Here is a 17,967-nt window from a genome sequence, read left to right on the forward strand (position 1 = left end):
AAAGGAGGCAATTTTGCCTCCTTTTCTTTTAATTATTTTCTTATGAATTTGAGGGTTTTAAAATTTCCATCAATTTCAACTTTAGCGAGATAAACACCAGGTGATAAATCACTAACATTTATTGTTTCAGATTTTTTAGATAATGATCTGCTTACAACACTTTGACCTAAGGTTGAGAATATCTCAAGACCTGTTAATGGTAAGTCCGATGATTCTAAATTTAAGGTTTGTGAATTTTCATCATAATAATGAGAAAAAGAATTTCTTTCAAATTCATTATCACTTAATGTTTCAGATACCGCGATACTAGAAACTAAGAATACATCACTATTTGCAGCGGTAGTATTAGCATGGATTCCAATATAAAAATCACCACTTGAAGTCGGTGTATAGGTCTCAGAACTTGTGTATGCCTGCGTTAAAAAGTCATTACCAGTCATGTCACCAAAAACACCTTGTTGTGTAATTCCAGAGTAAGAACCAATAACAGTCTGCATAGTCGCCATTGATGACGGAGAATCTGTAATTACTAATTCAAAAGATTCATTAGCTGTTGCATTGATATCTACACCATTATATCTAACTGTAATCATATAGTCAGCATTTGCAATACCGCTAATTGCAGGTGTAAAAACCCAATCATCTTTTGCCACATTGGCTGCCTGTGGAAAAATGTTTATGATATTATCATCTGTACCATCACCATCAAAATCATTCACACCATTAAAAGTCCATGAGAGACTATCTGCATTCGCATTATCAACAGTGTAGCAAGAGAAATAGGCATTATCATTGGCCCAGTTTTCATTGTATGGTAAACCGTATTGAGAACAATCATAAGCTGTAGTGAAACCAATTGGTCCTACCCAGTCACTATCACCTTCAGCTCCTCCACAATTTGTTCTTATATAAAAGTCATACGCTGTGTCCTGCGTAAGGCCTGTAAAATTATAGGTTGGAGTTGCAATATTTGAAACAAGTGTACCAGATCCTTGAGTAAAACCATCAGCACCCCATTCTATTTCCCAAGTTGGACTTCCCGAATTTGTATCAGTCCAATCAATTTCAAACGAAGTTGATGTGATTGTTCCTGCAGTAAATCCACCTGGTTCAAAACATGAAGGGAGTTCAACTAGATCAACGTTATCTAGAATCCAAGCATCTCCATCGTCATTTGTCATAACAAATGCAACATAAACACTTGAACCTTCATAGGCACTTAGATCCACTGAAAAAGTTTGAAAAACTTGAGGGGTTGTAATGTCCGCTTCGTTAATAGTTAATAAGGTTGTAAAGTCAGGTATGTTAGTTTGACTTGCACCTGTCGAGACTCTAATGGTAATATTAGATGCAAAGTCTCCAGCATTTAAATCTGAAATATCCACTGTAAGTAGATTTGTCATTGAGGTAACAGATAGTTGCGGAGTAACTAGCCAATCTTCAGCGAGTCCACCTACCACGTCTTCCCAAATAATTAATGGGAAACCATTTGAATTCCAGCCCCAAGTTTGATTTGGCCCAAGTCCATTGGTACCGGGAAATATTGCCCATGTAGCTGGTATTTCTGTGTCAAAAGTTTCAGGTAACTGTGCATAACTAGAAAGACTGAAACAAATTGTTAAAATAAATAAAGTAATTTTTCTCATATAGTTCTCGGATTAATTAATTCCTTAAGTTACAAATTATAATCTGTAAGAAAAGTTAAATTCTGAATATTGAAGATTTATACGATAAAGCGCTTTCTTATTAGTAATTTTGTAATTCTGAATGAAATAAAACAGAGCATTATTAATTGTATAGTTTTTCTTAGAGTGTAGATGAAAATTACCGAACAAATAAAACAACCTATTGCCTATGAAATGGAGCTCTTTGAGCAAAAATTTCAACTTTCCATGGCAAGTAAGGTGGCCTTGCTCAATAGAATAACCCATTACATTGTAAATAGAAAAGGCAAGCAAATGCGACCTATGTTTGTTTTTTTAGTTGCCAAAATGCTCAATGATGGTAGAATAAGTGATCGCACCTATAGAGGTGCTTCGGTTATAGAGTTGATTCATACGGCAACTCTAGTTCACGATGATGTTGTAGACGACAGTAATCGTAGGCGTGGTTTTTTCTCAATTAATGCACTATGGAAAAATAAAATCGCTGTTTTAATTGGAGATTATTTATTATCTAAAGGGTTGTTACTTTCTATAGATAATAATGATTTTGATTTGCTCAAAATTATTTCTGTTGCTGTACGTGAAATGAGTGAGGGTGAGCTATTACAAATTGAAAAAGCACGGCAACTAGATATCACTGAGGCTATTTATTATGATATTATTAGGCAAAAGACAGCCACTCTAATAGCGGCCTGTTGTAGTCTTGGTGCGGCATCTGTTAAGCCAAATTCTCAAGAAGTAGATCGAATGCGAAGATTTGGAGAACTTATAGGTATGGCTTTTCAGATTAAGGATGATCTTTTTGACTATGGGACTGAAAGAATTGGTAAACCTACGGGCATAGATATAAAAGAGCAGAAAATGACCCTACCTTTGATACATGTCTTGAATAATAGTTCTAAAAAGGATAAATCTTGGTTAATCAATTCTGTGAAAAATCACAATAAGGATAAGAAACGTGTTAAAAAGGTCATCACCTTCGTAAAAGACAATGGAGGATTAGAATATGCGGTTAATAAAATGAAAAGTTTTCAAGAAGAGGCTATTCGACTCCTAGATGTTTATCCCGATTCACCATATAAAGCTTCTCTTAAGCTAATGGTAGACTACGTAATTGATAGAAAAAAATAATTTTAAAGCACTGTAATACAGTGTATTAATAAAAAATTTCAATCTTTTTTAATTTTCAGGCAACCATTTGCATGGCATTTGCGTCTTTACTAATAGAAGAGCAATCTTAAAACCAACATGAAAGTTATACAGCTTCATAAAAACGAGACTAAACTCATTCAAAAGGCTTCAAAGAACAATCGTGAAGCACAACATATACTATATGAGCTACATGCGCCAAAAATGCTTAGTATCTGTAGATATTATGTTAAAGATGTGCACCAAGCCGAAGAGGTTATGTTAAATGGTTTTTTTAAAGTTTTTAAGTATTTAAAATCATTTAAGGGTGAAGGAAGTTTCGAAGGTTGGATGAGGAGAATTATGGTTAGAGAAGCGATATCATTTTTAAGAACACAAAAGAATATTGAGTTTGTTGCAGAAGATGATTATTTGGAGAAAGATTACTCTAACAATATTAAAACGAATATTGAGGTTGCAGAAATACAACAGGTAATAGATAGTTTACCTGAAGGCTATAAAATGGTATTTGTGATGTATGCAATAGAAGGTTATAAACACAATGAAATCGCTGAACTACTAAACATTTCAGAAGGAACTTCTAAATCGCAGTTATTCAAAGCAAGACAGATACTACAACAAAGAATAAAAGAATTAAATAACAACAGTTATGGCACCAATTAAATTTGAAGAACAACTAAAGGATAAGCTCGAAAAGCGCACTATGTCGCCATCTACGGAAAGCTGGGCCAAACTGTCTGATCGCTTAGATGCTGAGGATAAGAAGAACAAAAGACCAATTTATTGGTGGTTGAGTATTGCGGCAATGTTTATAGTAATGATTGCAATTACAGTGCAGGTATTTAATAAAGATGAAGGTACATCAGTTTCTCCGACCATAGTTAATGAAGAACCTCAGGAGATTAAAATCAATGAGGACGCCTTGATAAATGACCAAGATGAAATACAATTAACTAGTGAAGATGAGGTTGAGGAAACTTTAACCATAGAAAGAGAAGAAATAAAGAGACCTCAAAAATCAAATCAACAGAAACAAATTGTAACCATTCCAAAAACTAAAACGCAGCTTGCTGTTAATACACACTCTGAAAAAAATAAGGTGCAGGAGACTATTCCAACAGATTTGAATGATGGGATAACCAATTTGCCTGAGTTAGATAAAACAGCGATAGCTGAAGCGATAGACAATTTAAATACAGCCAATGAGGCTAAACTTAATAGAGAAGTAGATTCTTTGCTTAAGGTTGCTAGTAAAGAGTTAACTAAAAATAATGCACTTAAGGATGCTTCAAAAACAGTAGATGCCAATACCTTATTGGATGAGGTACAAGACGAAATGGGACAATCATTTAGGAGTAAGGTCTACGAAGTTTTAAAGGATAGCTATAAAACAGTTAAGACTGCTGTAGCACAAAGAAATAATTAAACGCGAATCAATTTAAACAATTATAATAATCATCAAAAAACGAACAGTTATGAACACATTTACTAGAATTTTAATTCCATTAGTCATATCATTATTATGTACTATTTCAAACGCTCAAACAACAGAGCAAAATGATTCAAAAAAGGATTCTACCGAAATAGAATCTTCTAGAGAAGCTTATAAAAATGAGCAAATCGAGAAACTAAAAAAGCAAAAGGCTAATGTCGAAAATCAAGAACGTGAGTATCTAAAGGAGGACATTGAAAAAATTAATGCACGCTTAGATAGTGGAGCGATAACAGCTGAAATGGCAGAGCAACTTAAAAAAGAAGCGGCCGAAAAGAGAGCTGCAAATATTGCAGATAAATTAGCAATAATAGATAAACAGATTGCCATTTATAAAAGAACAGATAAAGCTTATCAAGTGGGCTTACCAGGATCTGAAGACGACCAGACTATTATCAGAATTGGTGGTGATGACGATACAAGTGAAAGTTTCATTTTTATAGGTAAGAAGGAGGATGACAAACCTAGACGATATGATAGAAGAACAACAGAGGATATTGTCTTTGGTATAGGATTTAATAATGCATTAATCGATGGCCAGAGTTTAGACGATTCACCATATAAATTAGGAGGCTCTGGATTTGTAGAATTAGGCTATGCGTGGAAAACGAGATTGTTTGACAATACAAATTTCTGGAGAGTTAAATATGGATTTTCATTCCAGTGGAACAAGTTCGATATTAAAGACAACATGTTTTTGGTAAATAATAATGACCAAATCGAATTACAAGAATTTGCATTGGATTTGGATAAAGCAAAGTTTAGAACAACCAATTTAGTTTTCCCATTACATTTAGAATTTGGACCATCTAAAAAAATAGAGCGCGATGACTACTTTAGATATTCTACACGCAATCAATTAAAGATTGGATTAGGGGGCTATGCAGGATTTAATATTGGTAGCATGCAGAAATTAAAATATAAGGAAAACGGTGAGCGTGTAAAAGACAAGCAAAGAGGAGGCTTCGAAGTCAGTGACTTTGTATATGGATTAAGTGGTTATTTAGCTTGGGGTGGCACGGCACTATATGTTAAGTATGATCTTAACCCTCTATTTAAAGACCAAGTTGTTGAGCAAAATGCTATATCTGTTGGCGTCCGATTTGATATGGATTAAATCAATCAAAATTTCAGTGCAAAAGCCTTAATCTAGATTTAGATTAAGGCTTTTTTATTAGATTATCTTAAATTTACAGACTTACTAATTTTCTAAGTTTTGATTTCACAAAATACCATATCTCAAGTTTTTGAAACCGCTCGTGTAGAGGAGGTGATTGGTGATTTTGTGCAATTAAAAAAGGCTGGAAGTAATTTCAAAGGGCTCAGTCCATTTAGTGATGAGCGTACACCGAGTTTTATGGTATCGCCAGTAAAGCAAATTTGGAAAGATTTTTCAACTGGTAAAGGAGGTAATGCAGTTACCTTTTTAATGGAGCATGAGCATTTTACCTATCCTGAAGCCATTAAGTACCTCGCTAAGAAATACAATATTGAAATTGAAGAAACGCAACGTACAGATGAGGAAAAGGCTTTAGCAGATGCAAGAGAAAGTCTTTATCTGGTCAGCGAATATGCAAACACTTATTTTCAAAAAATACTTCACGAAACGGATAAAGGTAAAGCAATAGGGTTGAGCTATTTTAAGGAGCGTGGATTTACTGAAGCTACCATTAAAAAGTTTCAGTTAGGGTATGCTCTAGATGAATGGCAAGCTTTTACAGATACTGCGATAAAAAACGGTTATAATATTGAGTTCTTGGAGAAGACAGGACTTACAATTGTAAAGGACAACAAACAATTCGATCGTTTTAAAGGTAGAGTGATGTTTCCAATCCAAAGTATGAGCGGTCGTATTTTAGGATTTGGTGGACGTATTTTAGGTAATGATAAAAAAGCAGCAAAATATTTAAACTCTCCAGAGAGTGATATCTACCATAAAAGTAAGGTGCTCTATGGTTTGTATTTTGCAAAGCAAAGTATTGCTAAAGAAGATAATTGTTACTTGGTTGAGGGTTACACCGATGTTATTCAATTCTATCAAACAGGAATAAAAAATGTGGTATCCTCCTCTGGTACCGCTTTAACGCCAGAGCAAATTCGATTAATCAATAGATTAACTAATAATATCACTGTTCTATTTGATGGTGATGAGGCAGGTATAAGAGCTTCGTTAAGAGGTATTGATCTTATTTTAGAGCAAGGGATGAATGTAAAAGTCTGCATGTTTCCAGATGGCGAGGATCCAGATAGTTTTGCAAAATCAAATACCTTAGAGGAACTCTCTAGTTATCTCAATGAGAATGCAAAGGATTTCATACAATTTAAAGCTTCACTCTTAGTAAGAGAAGCCAATAGCGATCCGATTAAAAAGGCAGAGACCATAAGAGATATTGTAAATAGTATTTCTAAAATACCAGATCAGATAAAACGAGAGGTCTATATCCAGGAGTGTTCTAAAATAATGGATATTAGTGAAGATGTACTCTTTAGTACATTAGCTCAAATTCGTAAAAAGGAATTTCAAGAGGTTAACAAAAAATATAAGCAAGAACAAAAAGCCTTTGATGTTGTAAAAAACGAAGAACCATCAAAACCTAAGGTGAATGTTCAGTATGAATTAGAGCGCAAAATCATAGAGATTCTGATGCTCTACGGAGATCGTACCGAACAATTTGAGGATTTAGTACTCAAAGAAGATGAGGTCTCAGGCGATTTAATAATGGAGCCACAGGTGCAAGAGGCTAGAGTTTTTGAAAAGATATATTTAGATCTTCAAGAAGATGAAATGATGTTTTCAAATGATAAATTTAGAGAGTTGTATTACACAATCATTGATAAGTTAAATCAGGATGAAAATTTCTCAACTAAAAATTTTATAAATCAATTAAATCAGGAAAGCGCTTCGACGATAACAAGCATACTTATGGAAGATGAGAAATACAATCTTCACGATTGGCATCGCAATAATATCATTCCAAAAGAAAAGGAACATACCATTTCGCAATTGGTTAGTCAAACCATCCTTAGTCTGCGGTGTTTTTTAATTGACCAGAAAGTAGCAGAATACAAGCAAGAAACCTTACTAGAAAGTGCCGACGGCAAATCTATTCTCGAAGATGTAAAGGATTACGTTAGCCTAAAAATGTTGCTTTCAAGAAAGCTTGGTAAAGTTATTGGTGGTTACGTTACGAAGTAAGATTGTGATGTTTCGCCTGGTGGATTAAATCAACAATATTATTCACGTTCAACTTTTTAAACAATCGCGCTTTGTAGGTGCTTACTGTTTTTTCATTGATATCTAACTCTTCCGCTATTTCTTTGTTTTTACGGCCAATAGAGAGAAGTTTTAAAACTTCAACCTCTCTAGTAGAGAGCTTTTTAAATAAACGGCTACGACTTTTGCGCGTGTCTTCATAACGAAGGTGTTTATCCATCTTTTCACTTAAAGAAATTTCGCCTCCATAAACTTTACGGACTGCCATTTCGATGTCTTCTGTACTGGCAGATTTAGTTAGGTAGCCAGAAGCTCCCGCTTTAATTGTACTTACCGCATAAATTTCTTCAGGTTGATGGCTGAAAATCAAAACACGAATTTCTTTGTTTTCTTTTTTAATAGCACGTAATGCCGTGATACCATTCAGTTCTGGTAAGTCAATCTCCGAAATGATAACATCAACATCATTTCGTCTAATAAATTCGAATATTTCTATACCACTATTCAGCTTGCCAACTACGTTAAAATCGGCTTTACTGCTTAGAAATAAATCGAGACCAGTTCTTACAATGGGGTGGCTGTCAACAATCAATATATTTACCATGATGATTGAATTTAGGATTAGTTAGGGAATGTCAATACAACAAGTCGATCTTGAGCCTAATTATTTGGAAGATTCGTTAACGAAAAGGTACGAAAAATAATATAGATGAAGTAATTAATCCGTTAAACGGCAAAAATTAGTGCAAATTATTAGGAATTTCGCAAATTGGAATAGGAATCATCTTGTGCTTGTTCATAGAATTAAAGCGTTTATAAATTTCGAATGCCTCTTTTTGACGGCCTTCAAAATCCGATGCTGTTTTGCCTGCATCATCCATAGCCATGGCCCACTCTAATTCTGGATACGATGCTCCAATTTGGTCTTCGTCACTGCGCGCATCACCAAATAACCCATCACTTGGTGCAGCTTTCATTATAGATTCGGGCACTTCCAAAAATTCACCAATTTTATAAACTTCAGATTTAAGTAAATCTGCAATCGGACTTAAATCAACACCACCATCACCGTACTTTGTGTAGAAGCCCACACCAAAATCTTCAACTTTATTGCCAGTACCTGCTACGAGCATGCCTAATAATCCGGCATGATAGTAAAGCGTGGTCATACGTAATCTAGCTCTTGTATTCGCTAATGCCATATCAACAGTAGACTGTTTGCCATCTAAACTGACTTCAGTTTTAAATTCTTCAAAAACAGGTGTTAAATCAACACGTGTATCTTTTACATTTTTGAAGCGCTTTTTTAATTGCTCTATATGCTCTTGGGCACGACTTACATGGCTAGGAGCCTGGTGAATTGGCATTTCAACACAAAGGACATCCAATCCTGTTTTTGCACACAATGTAGAGGTCGTTGCAGAGTCAATACCACCTGATACACCTACAACAAATCCATTTACATTGGCCTTTACAGCATAATCTTTCAACCAGTTTACAATATGTTCTACAACCTTCTCTGTCTGCATAATTTTTAAAATATTTTAATACAAAAGAAATGTACCTTTGCACAACAAAAATAACGGAAACCAGTTAGGATTAAAAATGTTTTACCCTAGAGCAATGCGATTTTACATTATTTTAATATTAGCCATATTATTAGCGGCATGTAGTGAGGAAAATAAAATCGAAACTGATATTGAAAAGTTAGAAGTAAACTTTGATGTTGAGCGCTTTGATAAAGCCATTTTAAATGCCAAGACTAATGATTTGCTTAAACTTAAAGAGGCATTTCCGTTTTTGTTCTCCAAACATATCCCAGATTCAATCTGGGTTGAGCGACTTAATGATACCTTACAGAGAAGTCTTCTTGAAGAAGTGATGGATCAATACGAGGATTTTAAATCAACAAAATTGGAGTTGCAACAATTATTTCAGCATTTAAAATATTACGAAAAGACATTTGAGGTACCTCGAGTAATTACACTAACCAATGATGTTGCATATAGAGATAAAACCATTGTCACAGATACAATTGTTCTAATTGCTTTAGATAATTTTTTAGGTCAAGAACATGAATATTATCAAAACATTCCAAGGTATATAACTCAAAATATGGAACAACCTCAAATAGTAGTTGATGTCACAGAGGGTTATGCTGAGAAATTTGTTTACCAGGCTAATAGAAATACCTTACTAGATGAGATGATTTATTACGGGAAACTCTTGTATTTTAAGGATGTGATGATTCCATTTAAATCAGATGCCGAAAAAATTGGTTATTCTCAAGCCCAATTGGATTGGGCTGAGGCAAATGAAAGTCCAATTTGGAGCTATTTTGTAGAAAAAGAGTTGTTGTACGATACCGACAATAAATTACCACCAAGATTTATTTCAGAGGCACCATTTTCTAAATTTTATTTAGAATTAGATAGAGAATCACCTGGACGTCTTGGACAATATATAGGATGGCAAATTGTAAGGGCTTATGCAGATAAAACTGATGAATCTGTATTTGAGATACTGCAAAAAGATCCTGAAGAAATATTTAGAAAATCAAAATTTAAACCAAAGAAATAATGTCTAAAACCTTGACGAGTAAAATAGAACTTAATGTAGAATTAGATGAGAATCGTGTGCCTGAAAAGTTAAATTGGTCAGCTGAAGATGGTGGTGTAAGTAATGAAGAGGCAAAAGCAATTATGCTTTCAGTATGGGATAGTAAGGCACAAGAAACATTAAAGATAGATTTATGGACTAAGGATATGCCAGTTGATGAAATGAAGTTGTTCTTTCATCAAACTTTAGTGACCATGAGCGATACATTTTTGAGAGCTACACAAGACGAAAAAATGACGGCAACAATGCGCGATTTTTGTGATTATTTCGCTGAAAAGTTGGAGCTTAAAAAGAGCTAATTTAATCGTTCTCTGTGTTATAGTATGGCGATATATTAAACGCCTCAGAACTAGCAACACTTGCATATTGTGGATTAAGCCTTTTTAACTTCATAAACTCTTTTTTATCATAGACTTCCCAAACTGTCAATTGGTTAAATTTTCCAAGACGTGTTTGGATGTCGAGTTTATTCTGTTTAATGAGTTCTTCAACGACCCGAAGATCGCCAGCTCTTTTTATGGTGCGAGAACTATTTCCATTTTTAATTTTACTTACAATCCAATAGCCAGTTACTTTTTTTAATTCCGTTTTTTCTTCCCGTTTACCTGCAGCAATATTTAAACTTTGTGCTGATTCAAAAGTTTCAGATTCAACTTTTGAAGTTTCTTTAAGATCTGATGTCACTAAAATAGGTTCTATTCGAAGAAGTGTCAAAATGATTAATTTATTATTCAATTTGACTTCAGTGGTATAACGACCAAGTGGGATATCCTTTAAAGGAATGCTCACTTTATTTTTATTAACCTCAAATTGCTTATCAAATTCGGCGTTAAAAATTGAGACTCCATGTATAGTACGCTCAGCAGATAGTAAAAGTGAGTCACCTTGCTTATTGAGTCTATGATTTAATTCTTGAGCTCTAAAATTTATATTCTTGATTAATGCAGAATTTTGACCAAAAGTGAATGCAGTCAAAAACAAAAATACGAGGGTATATCTTGTCGTTTTCATAAGTAGGAATATTGAGGGCAATACTGATACTAATAAGTTATCAGAATTATTATTACTCCAAATCTATTAAGGGTAACCCAAGGTGGTAAAATATGCAGATGTAAGGCTTAAATTAATAGATGATCAGGAGAAAAATGTCAATATATCAGATGAATATCAGGTAATATTGACTAGAAAGCACCACTGAATGTCGTCTCTAGATAGGCCTTATAATTGGGATTAGGTGATGACTTTAGGATGTGTTTTGTCCAGGCCAATCGCTCAAAATTTATAACTTCTAATTCCCATATACATGGTGCCAACCCATTACCAGAAATTAATTCGAAGTTGTGCAATTGATCGTAATCACTTTTAAAGATAAGTGTGTTTAACATGTTTTGACCAACCCACCAATTTATTAAGGAGAAGATACCCTCTGTACCAGCATGAAGAATTAAAAATCCAATGCCATCATTGTCATTATTAAATCCATTATCAGACTTTATCCATTCAGGTATTTGTTTAAGGACTTCCTTATAAAATTCAGGGTAATGAAACGTCTCAGATTTAGAAATGGTGTAAGTTTTAATCTTCCAATCATTAACTTCAATTGTGTTGTAGTAATTAATATATCTAACTCGGTAATCAGACATCTTCTATTTAGGAATTAGTAACTTTTATTTAACCCTGAGGTAATAAAATCTATGTATCCAAATGGTAATTTTGGAATCGCTATTAATCATTATAACATTAGCCGGTTCTTCTAAATTAAATAAAGGCTAATGTTTTTTATTTATTAGAATCGTATAAAATTTCACCATTAAAAATGGTCATTATTACTTTAGTATCTAAAATTTTATTTTCTTCCACTGTCATAATATCTTGGTCATAAACGGTGAAATCAGCTAATTTACCTGGTGTAATAGAACCTTTTATGTCTTCTTCAAAAGCACCAAAAGCCGCGTCCAAGGTGTATGATTTTAATGCTTGGTCTCGGGTCATTTTTTGATCTGGTTCATAACCACCTTCAGGAGTTCCTTTAAGCGTTTTTCTGCTCACACTTGCGTAAAAGCTCGCAATAGGATTTACAGGCTCAACAGGAACATCAGTACCATTTACAATCGGAACACCACTTTGTAATAGGGTTTGCCACATGTAAGCACCTTCTTTAATACGTTTTTCACCAAGACGATCAATAGCCCAAGGTCTATCAGATGACATATGAACCGCTTGCATAGCTGGTATAACATTCAGTTCAGCAAATCTTGGGATATCATCAGGATGAAGATGTTGAGCGTGCTCAATTCTAAATCGATGATTGTTTGCAGATTCAGGTAATTCAGTTAACGCAAATTCATAACGGTCTAAAATTTCTCTATTTGCTCGATCACCAATAGCATGCGAACAAACTTGAAATCCATGTTTAAGGCCATTAAGTGCTGTTTCTTTTACAAACTCCATTGGTAAGGTTTCATGACCAAAATGATCCGGTCTATCTGTGTAAGGTTCAAGAAGCCACGCACCACGTGAGCCCAGTGCACCATCGCAATTTAGTTTAACAGATCTTATCGTGAATAGATGTTGGTCATCTACCATGATGCCTTTATCAAACCATTCATTTAGTAACTCTTTATCCCAACCTGTAAGCATGGCATAAATCCTAGTTTTCATTTTGCCATTCGCCTTCATTTTATTGTAAAGCGTAATAGTTTCTCTAGGTATACCTGCATCGTGAAAACTTGTAACACCATTTTTAAGACAGGCTTCTACAGCCAGATCAAATGCTTGGATATCTGAAGCCTCAGTACGCTCTGGAATGTGTTGCGTAATGAGGGTTTGAGCACGCTCATTAAATACACCAGTAGGTTTGCCAGAGGCATCAACCAGAACCTCACCACCTTCTACCTTATATTCTTTAACACCATCAATTGAAAGATCAATGAGTCCTGCAATTTCCATGGCCTTTTCGTTTGCAAATCCAGCATGCCCACTGGCATGTCTCAAATAAACAGGGTTGTCTGGAGATACGGCACTTAATAAATGATGAGTCTGGAAGCCATGTATGGTTTCGGCAGGCATACTATCCCATTTGCTTTGGTGCCAACCTCTCCCAGTAATCCATTCTCCTGGTTTGGCAGTCTTAACGCGTTCTGCAACGGCATCAACTATGGCTTGATAACTGGTTGTATTCATTAAATCCAAATTCAGTTCATTATAGCCTAAGCCCATAAAATGGCCATGACCTTCTATTAATCCAGGTGTCATGGTTTTACCTTTTAAGTCAATAAGTTGCGTGTTTTCCGATTTAAAAGTTTCAGCATCTTTTAGGCTACCTGCAAATAAAATTTTATCTCCCTTCGTAGCTACAGCCTCTACAGTTCTTAAAGAATCTACTGTATAAATAGGGCCACCATATATGAGTAATGTTGCTTGCTCAGATTTGTCATTTGTACAAGACCAGACTATGAGTAATAATAGAATAAAAAGTTGAAAAGATTTCTTTGTTGACATAGGTTAGGATTTAGATGATGAAATTACAATAATCCAGATAATTTATCGATGTTTCTATCGATTACTTTATCCGTATTGTTCCTTATTGAAGTTTAAGGCCAGCTCAACCCAGTACTCGAGATCCGAGTCTAAATCAAATCCGTCTGGTATAATAAAAATATAGCCTCTCATAGGTCTTCCTGTAAAATCCATAGGGAGACAAACGGGCTTTTTTATTTCCTTATGATAAGCGACTTCCCCAATTTTTAGCATTAATAAACTTTCGCCGCGAGATTTGTCGATATGCGTACCACAACACATTTTGTCATTAACCATAAAAATGAGACCACCCATCATTTTTTTATGATAATAAGGAATGTTTTTTGATCTTATAATTTGATCTATACGGTCAACAATATGTTCATCGTAAGCCATTAATGTGAATATAACTTTACCTAGAGGTGATTGATTGTGGTGTAATATAGTAAGGCGTTGGGTTAAAACACTCAGATGTACTAGCATTGGTTACATAGTGTCTGTCGAATTGCAATGCGGCCATAAACTTTTTTGTATCGTAGACTTCCCAAATGGTTAGTTTATTATTTCGACCTCTTGCGGTCATTCGCTCAGCTTTATTATGTGAAATTAATCCTGAAATGAGATCGCCCTGAACAAGTTTTTTGGTCTTAGAAGAACTATTCCCATTTACAATTTCTAAAACAACCCAATAGTATTTATTTGGACGTTCAGATGGTTTTTTAAGTCTCGTATTTAAAAGTGCTGAAGGACTATAACTGTGTTTTTTAATAGCACTATTTCTGTCATTAGCTTTAATTTCAGCATGAGTTTCAGTATTTATAGACTGTAGGCTAATATTTTGATCCTCATCAGATACGAGGGTCTGTTCATTTTTTGTGGCTTCATTAGATTCAATAGTTGTTAAGGGAATTGTCCCTTTAGAAAGGTCTGATGCTACTATGTCCTCCACTCTAAAACGTTGAAGGTTCTTGTCTGAGAGGGCCAGTGCCTCGGTCGCTGTTTCATGACGTATCAAGGTCATAATGATATGTCTGTCACTTAGCTTGACTTCTACCACATAGCGTCCTTCGGGTAAATCATTGACAGGTATATTACTCTTATATCTATTAACCGCTAATTTTTTCTCGTAGTAGTTATTATATATGTCTACTTGATAGATAGTTTTATTGCTTGCAAGTAACAAGGTGTCACCATTTTCATTGAGATTATGCTTAAGGTCTTGAGCTCTAAAATTCACATTTTGAATAAGGCTTGCCTTCTGTCCAAAACTCATGGAATTGGAAAGCACAAAAAGTATCAAAAAGATATACTTTTTCATTGGTTAACGGCGAAATTGATTTAGTTGAAGCTGAGTTAAAACTCGGGGAAGAACAGCTTAAACTATACAAGATAGCATAACATGTTAGATTTGCAAGTGAATTCCTCAGGCATGTTTATATTAATAGTTTAAGTGCAAAAAATGAAAGATGAAATGTGTGAAATAGGAAATCTAGGTTTTTATTTCACCAAAAAATCCACTTATTTTTTTAAATTCACTTATGCGAAAGATTCTATTTGGAGTAATAATTACGCTCATTGTTTTATTCACCTTTAAGTATTGTGATGAAAGAAATGAGGATAAGATTATTATTCAAGAAAATACAAACCTCATTGAAGAGCAAATTAAAAATGTAGGTAAGTTAGTCGTTACGGAAGGTCATTTTAGTGAAGTCTTTACTTATAAAAATTCTCAAAATTATTTTGGCGATTTATTGGAGGCAAAAAAACAAGCAATCGTAATTGTTAATGCTGATGTAACTGTAAGCTACGATTTAAGTAAAATCGAATATGTAATCGACGAGGTTTCAAAAACCTTAAGAATAACAAGTATTCCTAAAGAGGAAATTAATATTAATCCTGATTTGGAGTATTATGATATTCAGGCAGATTTTTTAAATCAATTTGAAGCGAATGATTATAATGAGATTAAGGAAATAGTTCAATCCTCATTAATGAAAAAAATAGAGCAATCCGATCTAAAATCAAATGCAAAAAACAGGCTTATCAGTGAGTTATCAAAATTCTATATTTTGACGAATTCATTAGGATGGACCTTAAAATATAATGAGACTTATATAGAATCAGCAGATGACTTTAAGGTATTAGACTTGAAGTTTTAGTCGCTTATTGCCTTTCGCAATTTTGAAATACTGCCACCATTTATTGCGTCGAGGCGATTTTGAGTAGGAATTTGCACAGCCATTGCAGAACGCACACCACTAGCACAATAAACAACAATAGGCCTATTGAGTTTGGCCATTTCTTTAATGCGACCATTTAACTCTTGCAAAGGGATATTAATTGAAGAATTAATGTGATTTTGATTAAATTCTTTTTTTGTCCTAAAATCAAGCAAAACTGAGTCTTTTTCGATGTAAGTCTTTAGTTTAATATTCGATTTACCCAATAAGGTATTTAAAATTCCCATGCTTTAATTTTTGTCAAAGTTGAGAACTTTACTTGGTAAATAACGTAACCATTGTTACAAGAGCAATTGTGGCTAATAATTTTCTTGTTAATTTCGCTTTTGATATGGAGAACAAAATTGAATCCCGAAAGGAGGAAATAATTAGAGTTGCGGCAAAGCTTTTCAAGGAAAAAGGTTATAGTGCAGTTACCATGAGAGATATTGCCAAAACAATGGATATCAAGGCGGCGAGTCTTTATAATCATATTAATTCCAAGCAAGATATTTTAAAAGATATTATTATTTCTTTAGCAGAGCAGTTTACGGCTGGCATGGCATTAATAAAGGATTCTAAACAAAAATGTATTGATAAACTCAAGGCAATAATAAAACTGCATATCGATTTATCGAGCCAGAATATATATGGGATGGCCTCATTAAATAATGACTGGATGCATTTGGAGGACCAACTATTCTATTATCAGAAATTAAGAACAGAATACGAAAAGGATTTTCGAAGTGTATTAGAGAAAGGTATTGAAGATGGTGAATTAGTAAATGTTAAACCAGATGTAATGATGTTTTCTATTTTAACCACATTACGTTCTCTTTATTTATGGATACCTAAGAAGGATGATCTCGAACTTCAAAATCTTTCAGATAGTCTTACCCAAATTTTACTTCAAGGGATTAACAAATAGTTTAGATATATTTTTTTAACTTTGTCAACTAACTAACAGTTGTTAGTTAAAATAAATAAGAGCATGGCACAGTTCCATAAATTAACAATTGAAGATATTTATAAGGAAACAGACGACTGTTCGGTTGTAACATTTGCTGTTCCAGAGAATTTACATTCCGACTTTAAATTTCATCAGGGTCAGCACTTAACTTTACGAGCTGATATTGATGGCGAGGACGTTCGTAGATCGTACTCGTTATGTTCAAGTCCTTTCGAAAAAAAGTGGCAAGTTGCCATTAAGCAGATTCCAGGAGGTAAATTTTCAACTTATGTTAATGAACAACTTACTTCAGGACAAGTGATAGACGTTATGGTCCCAAGTGGTACCTTTGGTGTTGAAGTCAATAAGGATGCATCTAAAAATTATCTATTCTTTGCTGCTGGTAGTGGTATCACACCAGTTATGTCCATGATAAAGACACACCTTAAAGCAGAGCCTAATTCTACGTGTAAACTCTTTTATGTAAATAAGACGGCAAAATCCATTATCTTTAAGGAAGAGCTAGAACAGTTAAGAAACACCTATTTTGGGAGATTGGAGATTTATTATTTTCTAACTCAAGAAAAGCGTGATATAGATCTTTTCAACGGAAGGTTTGATGATGATAAGATGGCGGTACTGACCAAGGTCTTTATTGATGTGCCAGATACTAGTGAAGTATTCTTATGTGGGCCTGAAAAAATGGTGTACTATGTGAGTAATTATTTAATTGAAGCTGGATTACCGAAAGAATTGGTGCATTATGAATTGTTTGTCACCGGATTAACGGAAGAAGATATTAAACGCCAGGAGCGTCTAGCTAAGCAAAATGTTGAAGGAGTTGAGGTCATTATTATTGATGGAGGAAAAGAATTCTTGTTCACTATGACCAAGGATTATGATAATATTTTAGATGCGGCATTAAACGCAGGTGCAGACTTACCGTTTGCTTGTAAAGGTGGTGTATGTAGCACGTGTAAGTGCAAGGTTAAAGATGGTGATGTAGAGATGAAAATAAACTATGCGCTTGAAGAAGATGAAGTTGCTCAGAATCTAGTTCTGAGTTGTCAAGCGGTACCAACAACCCAAAAAGTTGTTGTTGATTTTGATGTATAAATTGAAAAAGAAAAAGATAAAATCAT

The 17,967-nt window shown here is 34.3% G+C and carries 19 protein-coding genes; 10 read left to right on the forward strand and 9 right to left on the reverse strand.

Annotation, left to right across the window (positions count from 1 at the left end; genetic code table 11):
* Positions 1 to 32: 32 nt before the first annotated feature.
* Positions 33 to 1,646, reverse strand: coding sequence for a choice-of-anchor J domain-containing protein (locus ACRHOC_RS12410; RefSeq protein WP_431158969.1), 1,614 nt, complete (start codon positions 1,644 to 1,646; stop codon positions 33 to 35).
* A 171-nt stretch (positions 1,647 to 1,817) separates the two neighbouring features.
* Here ACRHOC_RS12410 and ACRHOC_RS12415 point away from each other — a divergent pair, with 171 nt between their 5' ends.
* The 5 genes from ACRHOC_RS12415 to dnaG all read left to right on the forward strand — a co-directional run bounded on the left by ACRHOC_RS12415 (position 1,818) and on the right by dnaG (position 7,501).
* Entirely contained in the window at positions 1,818 to 2,795 is a 978-nt protein-coding gene (locus ACRHOC_RS12415; RefSeq protein WP_431158970.1) for a polyprenyl synthetase family protein, read from the forward strand.
* Between the two features lie 117 nt (positions 2,796 to 2,912).
* On the forward strand, positions 2,913 to 3,476 hold the full coding sequence (locus tag ACRHOC_RS12420; protein WP_431158971.1) for an RNA polymerase sigma factor: 564 nt from the start codon (positions 2,913 to 2,915) through the stop codon (positions 3,474 to 3,476).
* On the forward strand, positions 3,463 to 4,239 hold the full coding sequence (locus ACRHOC_RS12425; protein WP_431158972.1) for a hypothetical protein: 777 nt from the start codon (positions 3,463 to 3,465) through the stop codon (positions 4,237 to 4,239). The genes ACRHOC_RS12420 and ACRHOC_RS12425 overlap by 14 nt, the downstream gene beginning before the upstream one ends.
* A gap of 49 nt (positions 4,240 to 4,288) precedes the next feature.
* Complete coding sequence (locus tag ACRHOC_RS12430; protein ID WP_431158973.1) at positions 4,289 to 5,422, forward strand: hypothetical protein; 1,134 nt, start codon at positions 4,289 to 4,291, stop codon at positions 5,420 to 5,422.
* Positions 5,423 to 5,521: 99 nt separating this feature from the next.
* A complete protein-coding gene (dnaG, locus tag ACRHOC_RS12435) occupies positions 5,522 to 7,501 on the forward strand; it encodes a DNA primase (RefSeq protein ID WP_431158974.1) in 1,980 nt (659 codons plus the stop codon).
* Here dnaG and ACRHOC_RS12440 read toward each other — a convergent pair.
* A complete protein-coding gene (locus tag ACRHOC_RS12440) occupies positions 7,491 to 8,123 on the reverse strand; it encodes a response regulator (protein WP_431158975.1) in 633 nt (210 codons plus the stop codon). The two genes, dnaG and ACRHOC_RS12440, sit on opposite strands and share 11 nt — an antisense overlap.
* 136 nt (positions 8,124 to 8,259) lie before the next feature.
* A complete protein-coding gene (gene nadE, locus ACRHOC_RS12445; protein ID WP_431158976.1) occupies positions 8,260 to 9,048 on the reverse strand; it encodes an NAD(+) synthase in 789 nt (262 codons plus the stop codon).
* Positions 9,049 to 9,124: 76 nt separating this feature from the next.
* Here nadE and gldB point away from each other — a divergent pair, with 76 nt between their 5' ends.
* Together gldB and gldC are read left to right on the forward strand one after the other, a co-directional pair.
* Positions 9,125 to 10,099: a gliding motility lipoprotein GldB gene (gene gldB / locus ACRHOC_RS12450; RefSeq protein ID WP_431158977.1), complete on the forward strand. Its 975-nt coding sequence runs from the start codon at positions 9,125 to 9,127 to the stop codon at positions 10,097 to 10,099.
* The gene (gene gldC, locus ACRHOC_RS12455; protein ID WP_431158978.1) at positions 10,099 to 10,437 is read left to right on the forward strand and encodes a gliding motility protein GldC; all 339 of its coding nucleotides are present in this window, start codon (positions 10,099 to 10,101) and stop codon (positions 10,435 to 10,437) included. Before gldB ends, gldC begins: the two co-directional genes overlap by 1 nt.
* Position 10,438: 1 nt before the next feature.
* Here the strand turns inward: gldC and ACRHOC_RS12460 are convergent, their stop codons facing one another.
* From ACRHOC_RS12460 to ACRHOC_RS12480, 5 genes are all read right to left on the reverse strand, one after another.
* On the reverse strand, positions 10,439 to 11,149 hold the full coding sequence (locus ACRHOC_RS12460; RefSeq protein WP_431158979.1) for a hypothetical protein: 711 nt from the start codon (positions 11,147 to 11,149) through the stop codon (positions 10,439 to 10,441).
* 170 nt (positions 11,150 to 11,319) lie between these two features.
* Complete coding sequence (locus tag ACRHOC_RS12465; protein ID WP_431158980.1) at positions 11,320 to 11,781, reverse strand: hypothetical protein; 462 nt, start codon at positions 11,779 to 11,781, stop codon at positions 11,320 to 11,322.
* Between the two features lie 136 nt (positions 11,782 to 11,917).
* The gene (locus tag ACRHOC_RS12470; RefSeq protein ID WP_431158981.1) at positions 11,918 to 13,639 is read right to left on the reverse strand and encodes an amidohydrolase; all 1,722 of its coding nucleotides are present in this window, start codon (positions 13,637 to 13,639) and stop codon (positions 11,918 to 11,920) included.
* A gap of 66 nt (positions 13,640 to 13,705) precedes the next feature.
* On the reverse strand, positions 13,706 to 14,053 hold the full coding sequence (locus ACRHOC_RS12475) for a TfoX/Sxy family protein (protein ID WP_431158982.1): 348 nt from the start codon (positions 14,051 to 14,053) through the stop codon (positions 13,706 to 13,708).
* 16 nt (positions 14,054 to 14,069) lie between these two features.
* Positions 14,070 to 14,975: a hypothetical protein gene (locus tag ACRHOC_RS12480; protein WP_431158983.1), complete on the reverse strand. Its 906-nt coding sequence runs from the start codon at positions 14,973 to 14,975 to the stop codon at positions 14,070 to 14,072.
* A 220-nt stretch (positions 14,976 to 15,195) separates the two neighbouring features.
* On the opposite strand from ACRHOC_RS12480, the gene ACRHOC_RS12485 reads away from it, so the two are divergent.
* Complete coding sequence (locus ACRHOC_RS12485; protein ID WP_431158984.1) at positions 15,196 to 15,816, forward strand: DUF4230 domain-containing protein; 621 nt, start codon at positions 15,196 to 15,198, stop codon at positions 15,814 to 15,816.
* On the opposite strand, the gene ACRHOC_RS12490 is transcribed toward ACRHOC_RS12485, so the two are convergent.
* Positions 15,813 to 16,124: a rhodanese-like domain-containing protein gene (locus ACRHOC_RS12490; RefSeq protein WP_431158985.1), complete on the reverse strand. Its 312-nt coding sequence runs from the start codon at positions 16,122 to 16,124 to the stop codon at positions 15,813 to 15,815. The genes ACRHOC_RS12485 and ACRHOC_RS12490 overlap by 4 nt on opposite strands.
* A 32-nt stretch (positions 16,125 to 16,156) precedes the next feature.
* Between ACRHOC_RS12490 and ACRHOC_RS12495 the strand changes: the two genes are divergently transcribed.
* Complete coding sequence (locus ACRHOC_RS12495; protein WP_431158986.1) at positions 16,157 to 16,804, forward strand: TetR/AcrR family transcriptional regulator; 648 nt, start codon at positions 16,157 to 16,159, stop codon at positions 16,802 to 16,804.
* 63 nt (positions 16,805 to 16,867) lie between these two features.
* Entirely contained in the window at positions 16,868 to 17,941 is a 1,074-nt protein-coding gene (locus ACRHOC_RS12500; RefSeq protein WP_431158987.1) for a 2Fe-2S iron-sulfur cluster-binding protein, read from the forward strand.
* Positions 17,942 to 17,967 lie beyond the last annotated feature (26 nt).

Source organism: Winogradskyella poriferorum (genome assembly GCF_050618035.1).
GTDB classification, from domain to species: Bacteria; Bacteroidota; Bacteroidia; order Flavobacteriales; family Flavobacteriaceae; genus Winogradskyella; species Winogradskyella poriferorum_A.